This window comes from uncultured Oribacterium sp. (assembly GCF_902481605.1).
Classification (GTDB): Bacteria; Bacillota; Clostridia; order Lachnospirales; family Lachnospiraceae; genus Oribacterium; species Oribacterium sinus.
Window position 1 is genome coordinate 127756 of sequence record NZ_CABSXI010000001.1, and the last position, 19041, is coordinate 146796.

Genomic DNA, 19041 nt, shown 5'->3' on the forward strand with positions numbered 1-19041 from the left:
ATGAAAAAAGGGGTAAAAATTGTAATCGTGTTGCTTATCCTTTTAGGAGTGGCATTTTTGGTAGGAAGGCGTTTATTAAAGCCTAAAGAGGAAGTAGAGATCACCCAGCTTCCTTTGGCCACCGGCATTTCCGTGGAAAAGGGTGACCTGTTCATTACAGAGTCTTTGGTGGGTACCATCGAGGCCAGTGAGCAGTATGCTTTGGCTTCCAAGGTTTCCGGAGAGGTTTTGGAAATCTATGCGGAAAATGGTGCAGAGCTGAAAAAAGGGGATAAGATTGCCCGTTTAGACAATCAAAAGCAGATTGATGCGGCAAAATATACTTTGGAGCAGGCAGAGGCCCAGGCGAAGGCGGCAAGCGACGCCAGAAACCGTTTGGCAAGCCTCCAAGCCTCCGGAGATATTTCCGCCCAGGATTTTGAAGCGGCGGATGCTCAGGCGAAGGCTGCGGAAGCCCAGGTAAAGGCGGCAAAGCTGAACTATGATACCCAGGTGGAGTTTGCCACCATTACCGCTCCTGCAGACGGGGTTTTGCAAAACAGCATTTTGGTGAAGGATGCCATGATTCCCCAGGGCACCCAGATAGCCAGTCTTATGGGGAAGGGAAAACAGCAGCTTGTCTTTTCCGTAACAGAGGAACTGATGAAGAACCTGTCTTTAGGCCAGGAAGTGAAGGTGGAGAAGGGACAGGAACAATATACCGGCTCCATTACCGAGATTTCCGGGGTGATGAATGCCCAGACCGGGCTTTTCACCGTGAAGGCTAATTTAGAGAATTCCTCTCTTCCTGAGGGAAGCCGGGTGAAATTAACCGTAACCAAGGATAGCAGAACCGGGGTAAATCTTCTTCCTCTATCCGTGATTTACTATGACAACGGCTCTCCCTATGTTTACCTTTTGGAAAAGGGAGAGGGGGAGAACGGAACCATCAAAAAGCAGTTCATAGAGCTTGGCCTGCAGGGAGAAGAAAAGGTGGAGATACTTTCCGGTCTTTCGGAGAAGGATTTAGTTGTCAGCTCCTGGAATAACGAGATGTATGACGGCGCAAAGGTAAGACTGAACAGCTCGGAAACAGAGGCTTCTTCTGATGAAAAGACGGCAGGAGAAACAGATAGCAGTACTGCGGCGCTTAGTTCTGTCGCTACGGAAACCGGAAAGGAGGGCTAAGGATGCTTTCCATGACGAAATTCGTCTTAAGACGACCGGTTACCACCTTTCTTGTGGTAATCACCCTTATTTTCTTTGGTTTCGTTACATTCACCACCATGAAAATGGAGCTGCTCCCCAATATGAACTTCCCCTACCTCATCGTGACCACCACCTATCCCGGAGCTTCTCCGGAGGATGTGGACGAGCTTGTCACCAAGCCTGTTGAGGAGGAGGTTTCCCTGCTTTCCGATGTAAAGCAGGTCAGATCCCAGTCCAATGAGAACTTTTCCATGGTTATTGTTCGTTACAATTACGGTACGAACATGACTAAGGCCTATGACAGTCTGAAGAAAAAGATGGACGCCATTAAATCCTCCCTGCCGGAGGACGCCAAGGATATCAGCATTATGGAAGTGGATATTAATGCCAGACCGGGAATGGTTCTCTCCATCAACAATAAAAACGAGAGTCAGCTTTATAATTATGTAGAGAATAACATTAGGCCGGAGTTTGAAAAATTATCCACCGTGGCTTCCCTTTCTCTTTCCGGAGGACAGGAAAGCTATGTAAGAGTGGAGCTTTCCCCGGAAAAACTGCAACAGTATCATTTGACCATGGAACAGGTGGTGGGAATGATGCAGGCTGCAAAGTTCACCTATCCTGCAGGAAGTACAAAGGTGGGAGATCAGGAATTATCTATCAGTACCGCTCAGGACTATTCCACCATTGAGGAATTACGAAAACTTCCTATTACTACCGGAACAGGAAATACTTTGACCCTTTCGGATTTGGCTACAGTGGGTTCCGCTCTTTCGGATAAAAGCAGTATAGGACGATATAACGGCGAAGAGACCATTACCTTAAGCTTAAATAAGCTACAGAGTAAGTCGGACATTGCCATGAGTAAGGATGTGAACACCTTAATCAAGAAATTGGAAGGGAAGAATCCCAATCTGGAAATTCATGTGATTTCCGACTCTGCGGATAGCATTAAGAGCTCCCTGTCCAGCGTATTTCAGACTATGATTATGGCTGTCGTGATTTCTATGCTGATTATCTTCCTTTTCTTTGGAGATATAAAGGCCTCCCTAATCGTAGGTTCCTCCATTCCCTTGGCGATCCTGGGAGCTGTCGTCTTTATGGGAGCCATGGGCTATAGCCTGAATATGCTGACCCTTTCCGCCCTGGTTTTGGGCGTGGGTATGATGGTAGACAACTCCATCGTAGTATTGGAGGCCTGCTTCCGTGCCATGGATGATTACGGAGAATGGCAAAGAAGTCTTACAGAAGCGGCTATCGACTCTGTAAGAGTAGTGGGAGCCTCTGTTTTCGGAGGTACTCTTACCACCTGTGTAGTATTCCTTCCCCTGGGATTTTTACAGGGAATTTCCGGACAGTACTTTAAGCCCCTTGGCTTCACCATTGTCTTCTGTATGGTGGCCTCTTTGATTTCCGCGGTTACAATTGTGCCCCTATGCTTTACCCTTTATAAGCCTAAGGAGAACAGTAAGGCGGTAGCTTACCGTGGAGTTCGGCTTTTACAGGATGTCTATAGAAACACCATCAGTAAATTTCTACGACATAAAAAAGTAGTGCTTGTAGCTACAGCCGGTATTTTAGTTATTTCTCTCTTCCTGGCGACACAGCTCAGAACAGAGCTGATGGCGGATATTGATACCGGAACCGTTGAAATCGGCATTACCCAAAAGCCCGGTCTTTCCATAGAAGAAAAGGAAAGGGTAATAAAAGAGCTGGAGGAGCTGGTGGCGAAGGATCCGGATACGGACCGTTATACCGCAACGGCGGGAGGCTCCGCTCTTTCCGCTTTGTACGGAGGAAGCACTGATCCTACGATTACGGTATATCTGAAAAAGGATCGTTCCATGAAAACCAAGGAAAAGGTAAAGGCATGGAAGAAGGCCTTGGAAAACCGGTCTCAAGAGGTTTTAAGCATAAAGTCCGTAAGTGATACCAGTATGAGCGGAGGAGATTACAGCCTCGGCAACAACTATGAAATTATTATTCAGGGATCGGATTTGGAAGAACTGCAAAGAAAGAGTAATGAACTTCTTTCTTTATTACAAAAGCAGAGCAGCCTTACCGGCATTCATTCCAGCCTGGAAAATGCAGCTCCCCTCTTGCAGGTGAAGGTAGACCCCATTAAGGCGGCGGCGGAAGGCTTAAGTCCTATTCAGATTGCCCAGTCCTTAAATACCGATCTTACCGGAAAAAAAGCAATGAAAATGACGGTGGAGGGGCAAAAGGTAGATGTGTGGGTGAATTATCCCAAGGATCAATTCGATAACTTGGAAAAAGTGAAGTCCATTCGTTTTACCACACCCACAGGAGCGCAGGTTTCCCTGGAAAGTTTGGCTACTGTAAAGTATACAGATTCTCCTGCCAGCATTGAACGAGAAGATAAAAAATATCAGGCGACGATTACGGCAAATTATACGGATAGTGCTACCAGCAATACCAAGGCAGAGATTGATGAATTGGTGAGTAAGAATTTAGGAGAAAATATTTCCGTTGTGGCCAATTCTCAAACCCAAAGCATGAATGAAGAGTTTGCGGACCTGTTCCGTGCCATAGCCATTGCGGTCTTCCTGGTCTTTGTGGTGATGGCGGCCCAGTTTGAATCCACCCGATTCAGCTTTATGGTTATGACCACTATCCCCTTCTCCTTAATTGGTTCCTTCGGACTCTTGTGGCTCTTTGATGCCACCCTGTCCATGACCTCCCTTTTGGGATTTTTGATGCTGGTGGGAACTGTAGTAAACAACGGAATCCTTTATGTGGATACGGTAAACCAGTACCGTCAGGAAATGCCTTTGGAGAAAGCTTTGACAGAGTCCGGTGCCACCCGACTTCGTCCTATTTTGATGACCACGCTGACTACGGTATTGTCTATGATTCCCATGGCTTTGGGCTTCGGGGATAATGGCGCCCTGATGCAGGGGCTGGCCTTGGTAAATGTAGGAGGCTTGGTGGCGTCCACCTTGCTGGCATTGCTTCTACTTCCGGTGTACTACATGATTATCTATGGCAGGAAAAAACATATGATAAAAGTTTAAAGCCGGCAGTGCAGCTTTGGTGCATAGCGTAAGGCGATATTTGGCAGGATAGTAGAAACTTATTTAGGAAAAAGAACACCAAAAGTTCACAGGATTGACGATTTTCGTTAAGAAATTCCGAGGAATATTATGTTATAGTAGAGAAGACTCCTTTTCTCTTAGTAGGGGCTGTAAGGATACATTATAGCTCTTATGCAGTACAGTGTACTTTACAGCCCCATGCTTAGAGAATATGAGCCTTTTTTGTAAGGAGAAGAAGATGAGAAAAAAGGGATATCCTATTAGTATAGCAATTGTTTTAGCGAGTCTGTCCTTTACCATGCCTGCCATGGCACAGAAGGTACCGGGCTTTTCCGATAATGTTTCCGTGGATCAGATGCAGACTTCCTTTGAACGGCAGCGTTCCGAGGAGGAGTGGGCAAAGCTTCGGGACAATGTGATTTCCTGGGAAGAAATCGGGGACTTGGTACACGAGTACAACCCTACCGTATCCAGTCTTTGGAGAAACTTCCGGGAAAGTGACAGCAAGGGCAGCTACAATGTTAATGTAGAGGATGCCAGAAATCAGGTGGAAGAAGCCTATGAAAAGGCATTGTCCGCAGCAGACGGAAACAGTGTGGCGGAGGCTCTGGCAGAAATGCAGTATCAGACTGACAGCAGCAATTTTTCCGCAGATACCGTGGCACAGAACGCAGACCGGGAGATTGCCAAGCTTTCCGTGGAGCAAACCGAGCAGAATACTATTGAGACCATTAAAAAGTCCTTCATTAGCAGAGAAAGCACCGGTCTTCAAAAGCAAATCGATGCCTTATCTTTAGCAGATGCGAAAAGTGCACAGGAAAGCACCGAGAGAAAGAAAGCTATCGGAAAGGCCACCCAGATTGATGTACTGACTGCTAAGGAAGCCTATGACCAGGCGAATCTGAGTCTTACGAAGAACAATTCCGCCTTTGATAAGATGACGGAGCTTTTACGGGTGAATCTGGGCTGGAAAGCTAGTGACACTCCGGAGATGCCTGTAATTCCAAGCCTTAGTGCAGAGCAGCTGGCGGCAGTGAATTTAGAGGAAGACAGTAAGACAGCTTTACAGAATAACTACAGTCTTCGGATTTCAGAAAGAAAGTTGAATCTTTCCACAGGAGATGCCAACCGACAGAATCTGACAAGAAGCATTTCCGCAGCAAAGGAAAAGATTCAATCCGATATGCTTTCCCGCTACCAAAGCTTAAAGCAGGCGGAGGAGGCAAAAAGACAGGCGGAGCTGCAGGCTTCCAACGCACAGCAGGCTTACCAAAAGGCAGAGCGTGGCTATAAGCTGGGAAGTGTAAGCCGAGTGGATTTTGAAAAGGCGAAAAATGCTTCCGATACTGCAAGCCTTCAAAAGCAGCAGGCGGATTTGAAGCTTTGTGAAGAATATTTGGATTATCAGGCCGGAAAGAATGGTTTGGCGACGGCAGAGTAAGAGAAAGGATACATTGAATCTTTTATGGAGAAGAAAAAGAATAAGATAAAATCCGCATTTGCTCTGGCTTTGAGCCTAGGGCTTCTCTGTCAAAGTTTCCCTGCTTTCGCGGAGGAGAAGCCCTGGGATGTAAATGACAACATCATTTCCTTCAGAGAAATCCCGGATCTTGTGGACCAATTCAGTACCGTGGCCAAGATGGAGCAGGATGCTTTGGCGCAAAGCACCGGCGGTATGGCTTCCGTACAGAAGGCGGTAAAGGACGAAAAGGCTGATATACTGGCGAATTTGCAGGAGAGCATTGACAGCTTAAAGGAGCAGAAGCAGGATACCACAGACCCTACGACCAAGGCTTTTTTGCAAAGCCAGATCAATCAGTTAGAAAAGGTAAAGAACAGCAAGAAGATTTTACCGGATATAGACAGCAGTCTGGCAGAGGTGAATCAAGGCCTGGTGCAGCTTTCCGAGACGGAAAAAAACATGAAGAAGGCGGAAGCCAAGACGGAAAAGGCTGTGAAGTCCGGATTTTATACCGGAAAAAAGCTCTTAAGTGACGGTATGCAAAATCTTTATTTCAGTGCCATTTCCTTGGAAAACAATAAGACGATGCTGGAAAAAAGAGTGGCCATGTTACAGGCAGGCTTAGAAAAGACGGAAAGACAGGCGCGCCTCGGACAGGCTACGGCAAATGATGTGAGCGCGGCAAAGCTTGCCTTGGACGGTGCTCAGTCGGATTTACAAAAGGCTAAGGACGGTCTGGAAAGCATGAAGAGAAATATGGGACTGAGCCTTGGTTGGAGCATGAATACCTATTCTAATATTCAGTTCGAAGCCATTCCCGACTACCCGAGAAACTATCTGGCAACAAGAGACTGGGGAAAGGACATTGATTCCGCTTTAAGTCATAACAGTGAATTGGGAAGCATTCTTCGCACAAAGGACAGCAATATCACCGGCTGGACGGAGAAGAAGCAGAGTCAGAAGGAAAAAGAACAGCAGATTCGAGTTTCCATGGAGGAGCTTAGGCGGAATATTAGCGAAGCGGAAGCGGCTTTAAATGCGGCAGAATCCGTTTCAGAGCTTTCCCGTTTACAGAAGGAAAAGGCAGAGCGGATGAACGCTCTGGGACTTTTGGGAAGGGCAGATTTCCAAGGTTTATCTTTAGAAGCCTTATCCAAGGAAAATGCAGCAGCCCAGGCAAAACTGGATTATAATCAGGCGGTCTTCCAATACGAAGAAGCGGTAGAGAGAGGGATACTTTCCACAGGGGAGTAATCCCCCTCTTTTTTTTCTTATAGATGGACTTTAGCCGGTATCGGAGCTGACATTTGAAAAATGTTAGCTCTGATTAACGAGTATCTCACGAGTAGTGTGGGATACTCATTGGACATAAACAGCCATTCCGGGCAGTGAAGTCGAAGCGTATTTTTTAAGAAAAGCTTATCCGAATGTGGAGTATAGGAGATTGGAGTATTTTGTGTTATAACGGAAGAAGCTAAAGAAAAATTCCAATAGCCAGAATGTATGTTCTATGATATAATCTCTCGGCAAGCGAAAAGCGAAGAAATAAAGGGAAAGAATTGTAGTCCGGTAAGAAGCTAAAACCGGTACAAGTAACAATACAAAAAGTAAAGGAAGAAAATCATGGCAAACAAAGTAAGCAAGGCTCCTGTAGTAGCATTGGAAGATCGGGATGAAAAGTTAAAGGCGCTGGATGCGGCTCTCAGCAAGATTGAAAAGGATTGCGGAAAGGGCTCCGTGATGAAGCTGGGAGATTCCGGAGTGAATAAGGACATTTCCGTAGTACCCACCGGTTCCTTATCCGTGGATATTGCTCTTGGGGCAGGCGGTTTCCCAAGAGGGCGTATTATTGAGATTTACGGTCCGGAATCCTCTGGTAAGACTACCCTTGCCCTTCATGCAGTGGCAGAGGTACAAAAGCGTGGAGGAATCGCGGCCTTTATTGATGCGGAGCATGCTTTGGATCCCCGTTATGCGCAGGCTATCGGCGTGGACATTGATAACCTCTATGTGGCACAGCCGGATTCCGGAGAGCAGGCTTTGGATATTGTGGAGACCATGGTTCGTTCCGGTGCTATGGACATTTTGGTTGTGGACTCCGTGGCGGCATTGGTACCTAAGGCGGAGATTGACGGAGAGATGGGAGACAGTCATGTGGGCTTACAGGCTCGTTTGATGTCCATGGCTTTAAGAAAGCTTACCGCCATTATCGCCAAGTCCAACTGTATCCTTATCTTTATCAACCAGTTAAGAGAAAAGGTCGGCGTGATGTTCGGTAATCCGGAGACAACCACCGGTGGACGTGCGTTAAAGTTCTATGCCTCTGTTCGTGTGGACATCCGAAAGGGAGAAAGCATTAAGACCGGTGACGGAGACTTTAGCGGAGCCCGTACCAAGGTGAAGATTTCCAAGAATAAGATTGCCCCTCCCTTTAAGAACGCGGAGTTTGATATCAGCTTCGGTTCCGGTATTTCCAAGGAAGGAGAAATCCTGGATCTTGCGGTAGAAAAAAAGATGATTGAGAAGAGCGGTGCCTGGTTTGCCTATAACGGGGATAAGATCGGTCAGGGCCGTGAGAATGCCAAGGCCTTCTTAAAGAGTCATCCCAGAATTATGGCGGATTTGGAGATCCAACTTCGTAAGGAATACGGTTTGAAGGAAGATCCCTATTTGGAAGAGGTTTTGGCCTTTGTTCCGGAGGATGAGGATATGGATCTTACGGTTAGCTTGGCTGAGGGTGCAGAAGAATAAGGTTTGTTTAAAGGGGCTGTAAAAAATCAAAATAGTTTTCTAAGCAATATAGGTCTAAATTTGGGGCACGCTCTCGCTAGCTTCGCCACGTATCGGATACTAAGCGAAAAACAGCGATTCTCTTGTTTTTCGCAAGTACCGACGGGCTCAGACTACCCCTCATTTAGACCTATATTGCCGAAATCTATTTTTTTTTTATTTTTTACAGCCCCTTTTTCCTAAAGCTTTATCAAGAGTAGACAAAAGGAGGAACAACTTGAAGGAATGGAATCCGGAGGAATTTCTTCGGGAACAGGAAGTGAGGAAACAAAAGGATACTAAACCTGCTGAAACTGTCCTGAATCCCTTACGAAGAGAAAGTCTATCCGAAGAGGAAAGGCTCTATAACCGATGCAAAGAAAGAAGCCTTTATCTCTTAACAGGGGCGGCAAAGACCGAACGGAGACTTCGGGAAAAACTGCAAAAGTCCGAGCATTATACAGAAGAAATTATAGAGAGAACCATTTCCTTTCTTAAAGAATACGACTACATCAATGACTATCGCTATTGTATGCAATATTTGGAAGAAAATGCTCATCGCCGTTCCGCAAAGGATATGCAGAGTAAGCTCTATGGTAGAGGCGTTGACGGATCTGTGATTCGAGAAGCCATGGAGGATTTTCAAAGAAAACATAGAGAAGAGGGAGAGGAAAGCTCCTTTGAAGAGCAGAGAGAGAATGAGCCGGAAAGGATTGCCTTAAAGCGTTGGCTGGAGAAGAAAAGCAGAAACATGGATCTGTCAGATTGGAAGGAAAGACAGAAGCTTACGGCCTCCCTCCTTCGAAAGGGATTTTCTTACAGTATGATTCAGGAGTATTTGCAACAGGAGGAGTAGAAAATAAAATCTAAAAGTTTAACTATAAAATTATTAGGATAATAACAATGATTGATGCTTAATATGAAACATCATTCTGGTATATGAGGTGTTATTATGTCTGAGAAAAATAAAGAAACTAAAATTGTAGAGAGTACAGCTTTAAAAGAAAAAATCCATCTTGTTCGTGGTCAAAAAGTAATGATTGATGGAGATTTAGCTGAGATATATGGCTATGAGACAAGATACTTTAATAGACAGGTAAAAAACAATATTGAGAAATTTGAAGGTGAAGATTTCATGTTTCAACTTACTCGAGTAGAGTTTGAGAATTTGAGGTGCAAAAATTTCACCTCAACCCCTGGCGGTAGAAGATATCTCCCCTACGCTTTTACAGAACAAGGAATTTATATGCTAATGACTGTATTAAAAGGGGAACTTGCCACAAAACAAAGCAAGGCATTGATACGAATGTTTAAGCAGATGAAGGATTTCCTTGTTGAAAACAGTGAGTTTATCGATGCCAAAGCGTTTATACAAGTAGCAGCACAGACGACACAGAATACCAGAGATATAGCAACACTTAATAGTAAGATAAGCACTTTGGCATCGAAGGAAGACTTTAAAAAAGTAATGGATAACTTTATAGATCCGAATAGCTATAAACATTTTCTGCTGATGAACGGAGAGAAGATTGAAGCTGATCTTGCCTATACTACAGTATATAAGTCTGCAAAGAAAAGCATTTTCTTAATTGATAACTATATAGGCCTAAAAACACTGGAATTATTGAGAGCTGCTAAAGATATTGTTGAAATTACAGTCTTTAGCGAAAATTTGAAAAACAAGGATATGCTCACGCGGAGTATTTTAAATGACTTTAAACAAGATTATCCCAACATCCAATTGAAAATAAAAAACGCAGGAACAATGTATCATGATAGATATCTTGCTATTGACTATGGTACAAATCATGAAGCTTTTTATTTTTGTGGAGCATCTTCGAAAGATGCAGGAAATAAAATATCTACAATATCCAAAATAGAAGAGTCTTTAAGAGATATGTATCATGACCTGTTTAAAGGAATGCTAAATAATGCAGACTTACAAATTTAATGCTATACAGGAGGATATTCTGTACTTTATAAACTCTTTAGAAATGAGAACTTGACATATCCTATTTAATTGCGTACAATCAAACCTGTAAAGAAAATCAATAATTACTTTTATAATTGTTTAAGGAGGAATGAATATGTCAGCACCAAATATTACTGCAGCAGAGTTTGAAGAGAAGGTACTACAGTCCAAGGAGCCGGTATTAGTGGATTTCTGGGCAGACTGGTGTGGACCTTGTAAGATGCTTTCTCCAATTATCGGAGAGATTGCAGCTGAGGCACAGGGCTTTAAGGTATACGCGGTTAATGCCGATGAAGAGCAGGACTTGATGGCTCGCTACGGTGTTCGTGCTATCCCAACCTTAATCGTATTTAAGGATGGCCAGGTCTACAAGCAGAATACAGGATTTATTCAGAAGGAACAGGTTTTAGATCTTTTAAAGTAATTTAACGGAGCATATTTTCTTTAAAGAAGGAAAGCAGTCTATTCTTTAGGGAAGATGAGTAGTTTGGGTCATAAGATATATCCTCTATAAGGAGGGGAAGAAGAGGGTGACTGCGGTCGCCCTTTTCTTGTAGAAAAGCAGAGTCATAGAAAGGAAAGAAAAACAATGCATGATATTATCATTGTAGGAGCGGGAACAGCAGGATTATCCGCTGCTATTTACGGACTGAGGGCCGGAAAAAGCGTATTGGTTTTAGAGCAGGCTTCTTACGGCGGACAGATTATCAACACTCCGGAAATTGAAAACTATCCGGCCATCCAGAAGATTTCCGGTTTTGAGTTTGCTACCAATCTTTATAATCAGGCAAAAAATCTGGGCGCAGAGTTTGCTTTTGAGAAGGTTGAGGGAATTGAAGACAAGGGACAGTTCAAGGAAGTAAAGACTAAGGATAAGAGCTACGAAGGAAAAACCGTAATACTTGCTACCGGTGCCAAGAACAGAAGCCTTGGCGTGGAAAAGGAAGAGGAACTGGTGGGAAAGGGCATTTCCTACTGTGCAACCTGTGACGGAATGTTCTACCGTGGCAAGGTGGTAGCGGTAAACGGCGGCGGAAACACAGCAGTGGAGGATGCTACCTTCCTTTCCGACTATGTGCAGAAGGTTTATGTGATTCACAGAAGGGACGAATTCAGAGCGGACAAGGCGGAAGTAGATCGTTTGGTTGCAAAGCCCAATGTGGAACTGGTTTTGAATTCCACCGTAAAGAGACTGGAAAGTGATGCCTCCGGTTTGACCGGTGTTGTAGTGGCGAACAAGGATGGAGAAGAGAGAACCCTGAAGGTGGACGGTTTATTTGTGGCCATCGGACAGGCGCCGGACAATCAGGCCTTCTCTGAACTGGTAGAATTAGACGGTAAGGGATACATTTCTGCAGGGGAAAGTACCTTGACCAAGACTCCCGGCATTTTCACCGCAGGAGATTGCAGAACCAAGGCTATCCGCCAGCTGGCAACAGCGGCTTCCGACGGTGCCGTAGCAGGACTTGCAGCAGTAAGCTATATCAACGAAAAAGGACTATAAATGAAAGTAGATCGCGACTTAAGTTTGAGACTGGAAAATCAGCTTTGTTTTCCCCTTTATGCTTGTGCCAAGGAGGTCACAAGAAAATATAAGCCATTTCTGGATCCGCTGGATCTGACCTATACCCAATATATTGCCATGATGGTGCTTTGGGAGAAAAAAGAAGTGCGGGTAAAGGATCTGGGAGAAGCTTTATATCTGGATTCCGGAACCTTGACACCCCTTTTGAAAAGATTGGAGCAGAAAGGATTACTCACACGCTCTCGCAATCAGGAGGATGAGAGAGCCCTTTGTGTGCGCATTAGTGCAGAGGGAGAGGCACTAAAGCAGAAAGCCCTGTCCATTCCGGAGGGAATGCGATCATGCATTTCTCTAAGTGATGAAGAGATGCAGGTATTGAAGAAATTATTGCATAGAACCTTAGAGGGATTGGAGGAGGACTAAGGTCCTCCTTTCTTTTTGGTTTTTGTTTAGCGACTAATAGAGTAAAGATTTTGTCAGTTGACTTGTTTTCCGCTATCGTTCTTCCTAAAGCTTTGGTAAAATAGGGAGCAGTGTACAGTTCGAGACAAGATTGGAGGAATAGATGGCAGAGTTTGATTATCTGGTAGTGGGTGCGGGACTTTTTGGCGCTGTTTTTGCTAGAGAGGCAAAGGAGCGGGGAAAGAAGGTTCTGGTCATTGACCAAAGGAATCATATCGGGGGAAATGTTTACAGCTACGAGAAAAATGGCATCATGGTTCACCACTATGGGGCCCACATTTTCCATACCAACAATGAAGAGGTTTGGCAGTATGTGAACCGCTTTGCGGAATTTAACCGCTTTACCAATTCTCCTATAGCCAATTATAAGGGGGAGATTTATTCCCTGCCCTTTAATATGTATACCTTCAATCGGATGTGGGGGGTAATCCGTCCGGAGGAAGCGAAAGGGAAAATCGAGGCGGAGCGAAAGGCGGCAGGAATCACCGAACCAAAGAACCTGGAAGAGCAGGCCATTTCTCTGGTGGGAAGAGAAATCTATGAAAAACTGATTAAGGGCTATACCAAGAAGCAGTGGGGGAGAGATTGTAAGGAGCTTCCAGCTTCTATTATCAAAAGACTTCCGGTACGTCTAACTTATGATAACAACTACTTTAATGCCCTATACCAGGGAATTCCCAAGGCAGGCTATACCAAGCTGGTGGAAAATATGCTCTCCGATATCCCTGTGGAGCTGTCTCAAAACTTCTTTGAGAATAGGAAAATGTGGATGGAAAAGGCGGAGAAGATTATATTTACCGGCCCTATTGATGCTTTCTACGAGTATTCCTTGGGAGAGCTGGAATACAGAAAGGTGGACTTCGTAGTAGAAGAGCTTCCTGTGGAGAATTATCAGGGAAATGCCGCGGTAAACTACACCGATGAGGAAAGCCCCTATACCCGGATTATCGAACATAAGTGGTTTACCTTCGGAAAGGATCTGGAAGGAAAGGATATTCCCACCACCATCATTTCCAAGGAATACAGTGCAGAGTGGAAGAGGGGAGAAGAACCCTACTACCCGGTAAATGATGAGAAAAACCAGGCTTTGTATCAGCAGTACAAGGCCCTTTCCGAGAAGGAAGAAAAGGTGCTTTTTGGCGGCCGCCTGGGAGAGTACAAATACTACGACATGGATATGGTGATTGCCTCCGCCCTGGACTTTTCCAAGAAGCAATTAGGATAAAATTGAAAAATAGCATAATCGGAAAGGAGGAAACAATGAAACCCATAGGACTTATGGGGCGTGTGGCGGTAGGATTTGTGGTAACCACCCTTTTGCCCATTCTTTTGTTTTACCTCTCCTTTCTGAAGATTCTTCGAATCAGTCAGGGAATTTTTATCCTGATTTTTGCAGGACTGTTCTTTATTGCTTGGATTTATAACGGCATTGTGAAGCCGGTGGATGAATTGAAAAGCGCTGCCAAACGTATCGGAGACGGAGACTTGGACTTCAGTCTGGAGGCGGAAAGCCACGATGAGTTTGGAGAGCTGACCCAGGCCTTTGAGAAAATGCGGATTCGTCTAAAGCAGAATCAGGAAGAAAAGTTAAAGGATGAGCAGGAAAACAGGGAGCTTGTCACCAATATTGCCCATGATTTAAAGACTCCCATTACCTCTATCAAAGGATATGCGGAGGGAATCCTGGACGGGGTAGCCTCCACCGAGGAGAAGAAACGGAAGTACATCCAAACCATTTACCATAAGGCGGTGGAGATGAACCGCCTGATTGATGAATTGAATTACTACGCCAAGATAGAAACCAACAGGATTCCCTATCATTTTTGTCAGCTTCCCGCCTTGGAATATTTTCAGGATTTCAGTGTGGAGGTGGCTATGGATTTGGATGCCATGGGCTACCGGTTCGAAACGGACTTTCTGCTGGAAGAATCCGTGGAGGTGATTGCGGATCCGGAGCAGCTTAGAAAGGTACTGAACAATATCATTTCCAATGCCATTAAATATATGGATAAGAAAGAACCCAAGATTCGTTTCGTGCTTTCCGATGCGGGAGACTTCGTAGAGGTGGAGATTTCCGATAACGGAAAGGGAATCGAAAAAAAAGATTTACCCAATATTTTTGAAAGATTTTTCCGAACAGATGCCGCCAGAAATACGGAAACCGGCGGTTCCGGCATTGGTCTTTCCATCGTGAAGAAGATTATCGAAGACAGCGGCGGCAGAATCTGGGCGGAGAGTGAATTGGGAGAGGGAACAAGCATTCATTTTGTATTACGAAAATGCTTTCCTCAAACAAGAAATCACTAAGGCAGCTAAAGCATTTCCAAAAAGAAGAAAAAGGGAAAAATAAAAAATAGAGAAGCAAGAAAGGAAAGTCTATGGAAGAGAAGAAGAAAATTTTGATTGTGGAGGATGAAGCCTCCATCGCAGAGCTGGAAAAAGACTATTTGGAGCTGTCCGGCTTTCAGGTGGAGACGGAGGGAGATGGAGAAAAGGGCTTAAAGAGGGCTTTGGAAGGAAATTATGACCTTCTGATTCTGGATTTGATGCTTCCGGGAAGAGACGGCTTCTCCATTACCCAGGAGGTGCGAAGCAAGAAGGATATCCCCATTCTGCTGGTTTCCGCTAGAAGAGATGACATTGATAAGATTCGTGGCTTAGGCCTTGGAGCGGATGATTACATGACCAAGCCCTTCTCCGCCAGCGAGCTGGTGGCCAGAGTAAAGGCACATTTGGCAAGATACACAAGACTTCGGGATAGCGGCAAGGAAGAAAATGAAATCATTGAAATCCGGGGCTTAAAGATTGATACCACCGCCAGAAGAGTGTTTGTAAATGGGGAAGAGGTACCCTTTACCTCCAGAGAGTTTGACCTTTTAGCCTTCCTTGCGGCCCATCCTAACCGGGTCTACACCAAGGAAGAGCTGTTCCAGGAGATTTGGAAAATGGAGTCCATCGGCGATATTGCCACTGTCACCGTACATATCAAGAAGCTTCGAGAGAAGATTGAGATGGAAAATGCAGTGAAGCCTCAATACATCGAGACAATCTGGGGTGTGGGGTATCGCTTTAAAGCATAGGAAATAGAAAAGCTGAATTTACCTGTTTCCGCCCTTTACTATCATTTTATTCTTGTTTATAATGACGAGGTATGATTTTCGTATTTTATCACGAACAATCTGACAATTACTTCAAATGACGGGAATGAAAAAAATTTTTTCCATTTTCCCTAATCGATTAAGGAGGATGCACAATGGCAAGAAAATGGGTTTACCTTTTCAAAGAAGGTGATGCAGGCATGCGTGAGCTTTTGGGTGGTAAGGGAGCGAACTTGGCGGAGATGACCAAGATCGGTTTACCGGTTCCTCAGGGATTTACCATTACTACCGAGGCTTGTACACAGTACTATGAGGATGGCAAGACGATCAATGACGAGATTCGTGAGCAGATCGATGCACACATCCTTAAGATGGAAGAGATTACAGGAAAGAAGTTTGGAGATCATGAGAATCCATTGTTAGTGTCCGTTCGTTCCGGAGCAAGAGCTTCCATGCCGGGTATGATGGATACCATCTTGAACCTTGGTTTAAATGAAGATGTTGTTAGAGTTTTGGCTGAGAAGTCCAACAATCCAAGATGGGCTTGGGACTGCTACAGAAGATTTATCCAGATGTACTCCGATGTAGTTATGGAAGTAGGAAAGAAGTACTTCGAAGAGCTTATCGATGAAATGAAGGCAAAGAAGGGCGTTACCCAGGACGTTGACCTTACTGCAGAGGACTTACACGAGCTGGCTGAGCAGTTTAAGGCAGAGTACAAGTCCAAGATCGGTTCCGACTTCCCCTCCGATCCTAAGGAGCAGCTCTACGGGGCTATCATGGCGGTATTCAGAAGCTGGGATAACCCAAGAGCCAACGTTTACCGTAGAGACAACGACATCCCCTACTCTTGGGGTACCGCTGTAAACGTTCAGTCCATGGCTTTCGGAAACATGGGTGACGATTGCGGAACCGGTGTAGCATTTACCAGAGACCCTGGAACAGGAGCAAAGGGATTGTTCGGTGAGTTCTTAACCAATGCACAGGGAGAGGACGTAGTAGCCGGTGTTCGTACTCCTATGCACATCAATGAGATGGAGCAGAAGTTCCCTGAGGCCTTCAAGCAGTTTACAGAAGTTTGTCAGATTTTAGAGAAGCACTATAGAGATATGCAGGATATGGAGTTTACCGTAGAGCACGGAAAGCTGTATATGTTGCAGACCAGAAACGGTAAGAGAACCGCTCAGGCCGCATTAAAGATTGCTTGTGATTTGGTAGATGAAGGAATGCGTACCGAGGAAGAGGCAGTTGCTATGATTGATCCTCGTAACCTGGACACCCTTCTTCACCCACAGTTTGATCAGAAGGCATTAAAGGCAGCTACTCCTCTTGGAAAGGGACTTGGCGCATCTCCCGGAGCTGCTTGCGGTAAGGTTGTGTTCACTGCTGACGATGCGGAAGTTTGGGCAGCACGTGGAGAAAAGGTAATCCTGGTTCGTTTGGAGACATCTCCTGAGGATATCACCGGAATGAAGGTGGCTCAGGGAATCCTGACCGTTCGTGGCGGTATGACTTCTCACGCAGCCGTAGTTGCAAGAGGAATGGGAACCTGCTGCGTATCCGGACTTGGCGACATTGTCATGGACGAGGCAAATAAGAAGTTCACTTTAGGAGGAAAGACCTTCCACGAGGGAGACTTCATTTCCTTAGACGGCTCTACCGGAAATGTTTATGACGGCGTTATTCCTACCGTGGATGCTTCCATTGCCGGAGAGTTCGGAAGAATCATGGCTTGGGCTGACAAGTATAGAAAGCTTGCCGTTCGTACCAATGCGGATACTCCTCAGGATGCTAAGAAGGCAAGAGAGCTTGGTGCAGAGGGAATCGGACTTTGCCGTACAGAGCATATGTTCTTCGATCCCGAAAGAATCTTCGCTTTCCGTGAGATGATCGTATCCGACACCAAGGAAGAGAGAGAAGAAGCATTAGAGAAGATTCTTCCCTACCAGCAGGGAGACTTCGAGGCACTCTATGAGGCACTTGAGGGCAATCCTGTTACCATCCGTTTCTTAGACCCGCCTCTTCACGAGTTCGTTCCACAGGAGGAAGAGGAAATCGAGAAGCTGGCTAAGGCAAAGAACAAGAGCGTACAGGAAATCAAGGACATCATCACTTCCTTGCACGAGTTCAACCCGATGATGGGACACAGAGGACTTCGTCTTGCTGTTACCTATCCTGAAATTGCCGTTATGCAGACCAAGGCTGTTATCCGTGCGGCAATCAACGTACAGAAGAAGCATCCTGATTGGAAGATGAATCCGGAAATCATGATTCCTCTTACTTCCGAAGTGAAGGAGTTCAATGTTGTTAAGAAGGTGGTTGTAGAGACTGCTGATGAGGAAATCAAGAAGGCCGGCGTAAATCTTGCATACCAGGTAGGAACCATGGTGGAAATCCCAAGAGCCTGCCTCACTGCGGATGAGATTGCGAAGAATGCAGACTTCTTCTGCTTCGGAACCAACGACTTAACCCAGATGACCTTCGGCTTCTCCAGAGATGACGCAGGAAAGTTCCTGAATGCTTACTATGACAATAAGATTTTCGAGTCCGATCCATTTGCTAAGCTGGATCAGGTTGGTGTAGGAAAGCTGATGAAGATGGCTATCGAGTTAGGAAAGCCTGTAAATCCGCACTTACACGTAGGAATCTGTGGTGAGCACGGTGGAGATCCTTCTTCCGTTGAGTTCTGCCATGATATCGGACTGGATTATGTTTCCTGTTCTCCATTCCGTGTGCCGGTAGCACGTCTTGCTGCAGCACAGGCGCAGATTAAGAATCCAAGAAAGTAATCGGCTTATCGGGTTAAGACTTAAATAAAGTCAGTACAGCACGATGTTAAGGCTGTTTGTACTTTTCGAAGAATGAAGTATAGAAAAGGCGTATCCTTTAAGGGATGCGTCTTTTTTATTACTGTGAATAAGAAAAACTTAAATTCAAGATTTAAGGAAAATGTGATAGGATAGCTTAGAATCGTGTGGTCAAGACTCTAGCTTAGGAGGAAGTACTTTGTTAAAGATTTTTTTCGGAGAAATGGAAAATGCAATTTATACGCCTTCAATATACTTTAACAATCAATATGAGGATGAGTGGCTGGAAGAGGACTTGGCAAAGGCAATGATAGAAGATGTGGATCAATCCAAGGTGGTTAGTAGCCATCTAATTGAGAGTCCGATATTGGGACCGATTCCCCCTGAAAGGCTTTCCGGGGGAGTCAAGACCCTTTTGCTGATGGCTTTTGATAACAGCGGACATATCTTTAATGGATCGGCTTGCGGAGATAATTGCGCCAAGTGGATTTCTACCATTGCGTCTCATAAAGATTTAACCATTAATTTGCATCACATCATGGATTTTAGCACTGTGGAAGGATTTTCCGCATTTATCTTAAATACCGGCAAAATGGTAAAAAGCTACAAGGCGTATTTAGAGGAAGCTATTAAAATTCCTTTGGAGGACTTCTAAAATGAAGGGAATGCACCACATTGTCATACAAAATAAGCGGATTCGCT

The 19041-nt window shown here is 45.0% G+C and carries 15 protein-coding genes; all 15 read left to right on the plus strand.

The features are described 5' to 3' along the window. The 15 genes from RDQ32_RS00605 to RDQ32_RS00675 all read left to right on the plus strand — a co-directional run bounded on the left by RDQ32_RS00605 (nt 1) and on the right by RDQ32_RS00675 (nt 18994). Nucleotides 1–1167: an efflux RND transporter periplasmic adaptor subunit gene (locus tag RDQ32_RS00605; RefSeq protein ID WP_308578712.1), complete on the plus strand. Its 1167-nt coding sequence runs from the start codon at nt 1–3 to the stop codon at nt 1165–1167. 2 nt (nt 1168–1169) lie between these two features. After that, the gene (locus tag RDQ32_RS00610; protein ID WP_308578714.1) at nt 1170–4223 is read left to right on the plus strand and encodes an efflux RND transporter permease subunit; all 3054 of its coding nucleotides are present in this window, start codon (nt 1170–1172) and stop codon (nt 4221–4223) included. A gap of 259 nt (nt 4224–4482) precedes the next feature. Further along, the gene (locus tag RDQ32_RS00615) at nt 4483–5685 is read left to right on the plus strand and encodes a TolC family protein (protein ID WP_308578717.1); all 1203 of its coding nucleotides are present in this window, start codon (nt 4483–4485) and stop codon (nt 5683–5685) included. Between the two features lie 24 nt (nt 5686–5709). Continuing rightward, on the plus strand, nt 5710–6960 hold the full coding sequence (locus RDQ32_RS00620; protein ID WP_308578719.1) for a hypothetical protein: 1251 nt from the start codon (nt 5710–5712) through the stop codon (nt 6958–6960). Nucleotides 6961–7329: 369 nt separating this feature from the next. Next, nucleotides 7330–8457: a recombinase RecA gene (recA, locus tag RDQ32_RS00625; protein WP_308578720.1), complete on the plus strand. Its 1128-nt coding sequence runs from the start codon at nt 7330–7332 to the stop codon at nt 8455–8457. Between the two features lie 256 nt (nt 8458–8713). Continuing rightward, entirely contained in the window at nt 8714–9331 is a 618-nt protein-coding gene (locus RDQ32_RS00630) for a regulatory protein RecX (RefSeq protein WP_308578722.1), read from the plus strand. A 96-nt stretch (nt 9332–9427) separates the two neighbouring features. Beyond that, nucleotides 9428–10426 (plus strand): ORF6N domain-containing protein, encoded by a 999-nt coding sequence (locus RDQ32_RS00635; protein ID WP_308578723.1) that lies wholly within the window; start codon nt 9428–9430, stop codon nt 10424–10426. Nucleotides 10427–10562: 136 nt separating this feature from the next. Next, nucleotides 10563–10871 (plus strand): thioredoxin, encoded by a 309-nt coding sequence (gene trxA, locus RDQ32_RS00640; protein ID WP_040648759.1) that lies wholly within the window; start codon nt 10563–10565, stop codon nt 10869–10871. Between the two features lie 165 nt (nt 10872–11036). Further along, nucleotides 11037–11951, plus strand: coding sequence for an FAD-dependent oxidoreductase (locus tag RDQ32_RS00645; protein WP_308578724.1), 915 nt, complete (start codon nt 11037–11039; stop codon nt 11949–11951). After that, on the plus strand, nt 11952–12395 hold the full coding sequence (locus RDQ32_RS00650) for a MarR family winged helix-turn-helix transcriptional regulator (protein WP_007157055.1): 444 nt from the start codon (nt 11952–11954) through the stop codon (nt 12393–12395). Between the two features lie 142 nt (nt 12396–12537). Further along, complete coding sequence (gene glf, locus RDQ32_RS00655; RefSeq protein ID WP_308578725.1) at nt 12538–13659, plus strand: UDP-galactopyranose mutase; 1122 nt, start codon at nt 12538–12540, stop codon at nt 13657–13659. Between the two features lie 35 nt (nt 13660–13694). Continuing rightward, a complete protein-coding gene (locus tag RDQ32_RS00660; RefSeq protein WP_308578726.1) occupies nt 13695–14741 on the plus strand; it encodes a HAMP domain-containing sensor histidine kinase in 1047 nt (348 codons plus the stop codon). 71 nt (nt 14742–14812) lie between these two features. Continuing rightward, the gene (locus RDQ32_RS00665; protein WP_308578727.1) at nt 14813–15514 is read left to right on the plus strand and encodes a response regulator transcription factor; all 702 of its coding nucleotides are present in this window, start codon (nt 14813–14815) and stop codon (nt 15512–15514) included. 173 nt (nt 15515–15687) lie between these two features. Further along, nucleotides 15688–18321: a pyruvate, phosphate dikinase gene (gene ppdK, locus RDQ32_RS00670; protein ID WP_007157051.1), complete on the plus strand. Its 2634-nt coding sequence runs from the start codon at nt 15688–15690 to the stop codon at nt 18319–18321. A 217-nt stretch (nt 18322–18538) separates the two neighbouring features. After that, on the plus strand, nt 18539–18994 hold the full coding sequence (locus RDQ32_RS00675; RefSeq protein ID WP_308578728.1) for a DUF4869 domain-containing protein: 456 nt from the start codon (nt 18539–18541) through the stop codon (nt 18992–18994). The last annotated feature ends 47 nt before the right edge of the window (nt 18995–19041 follow it).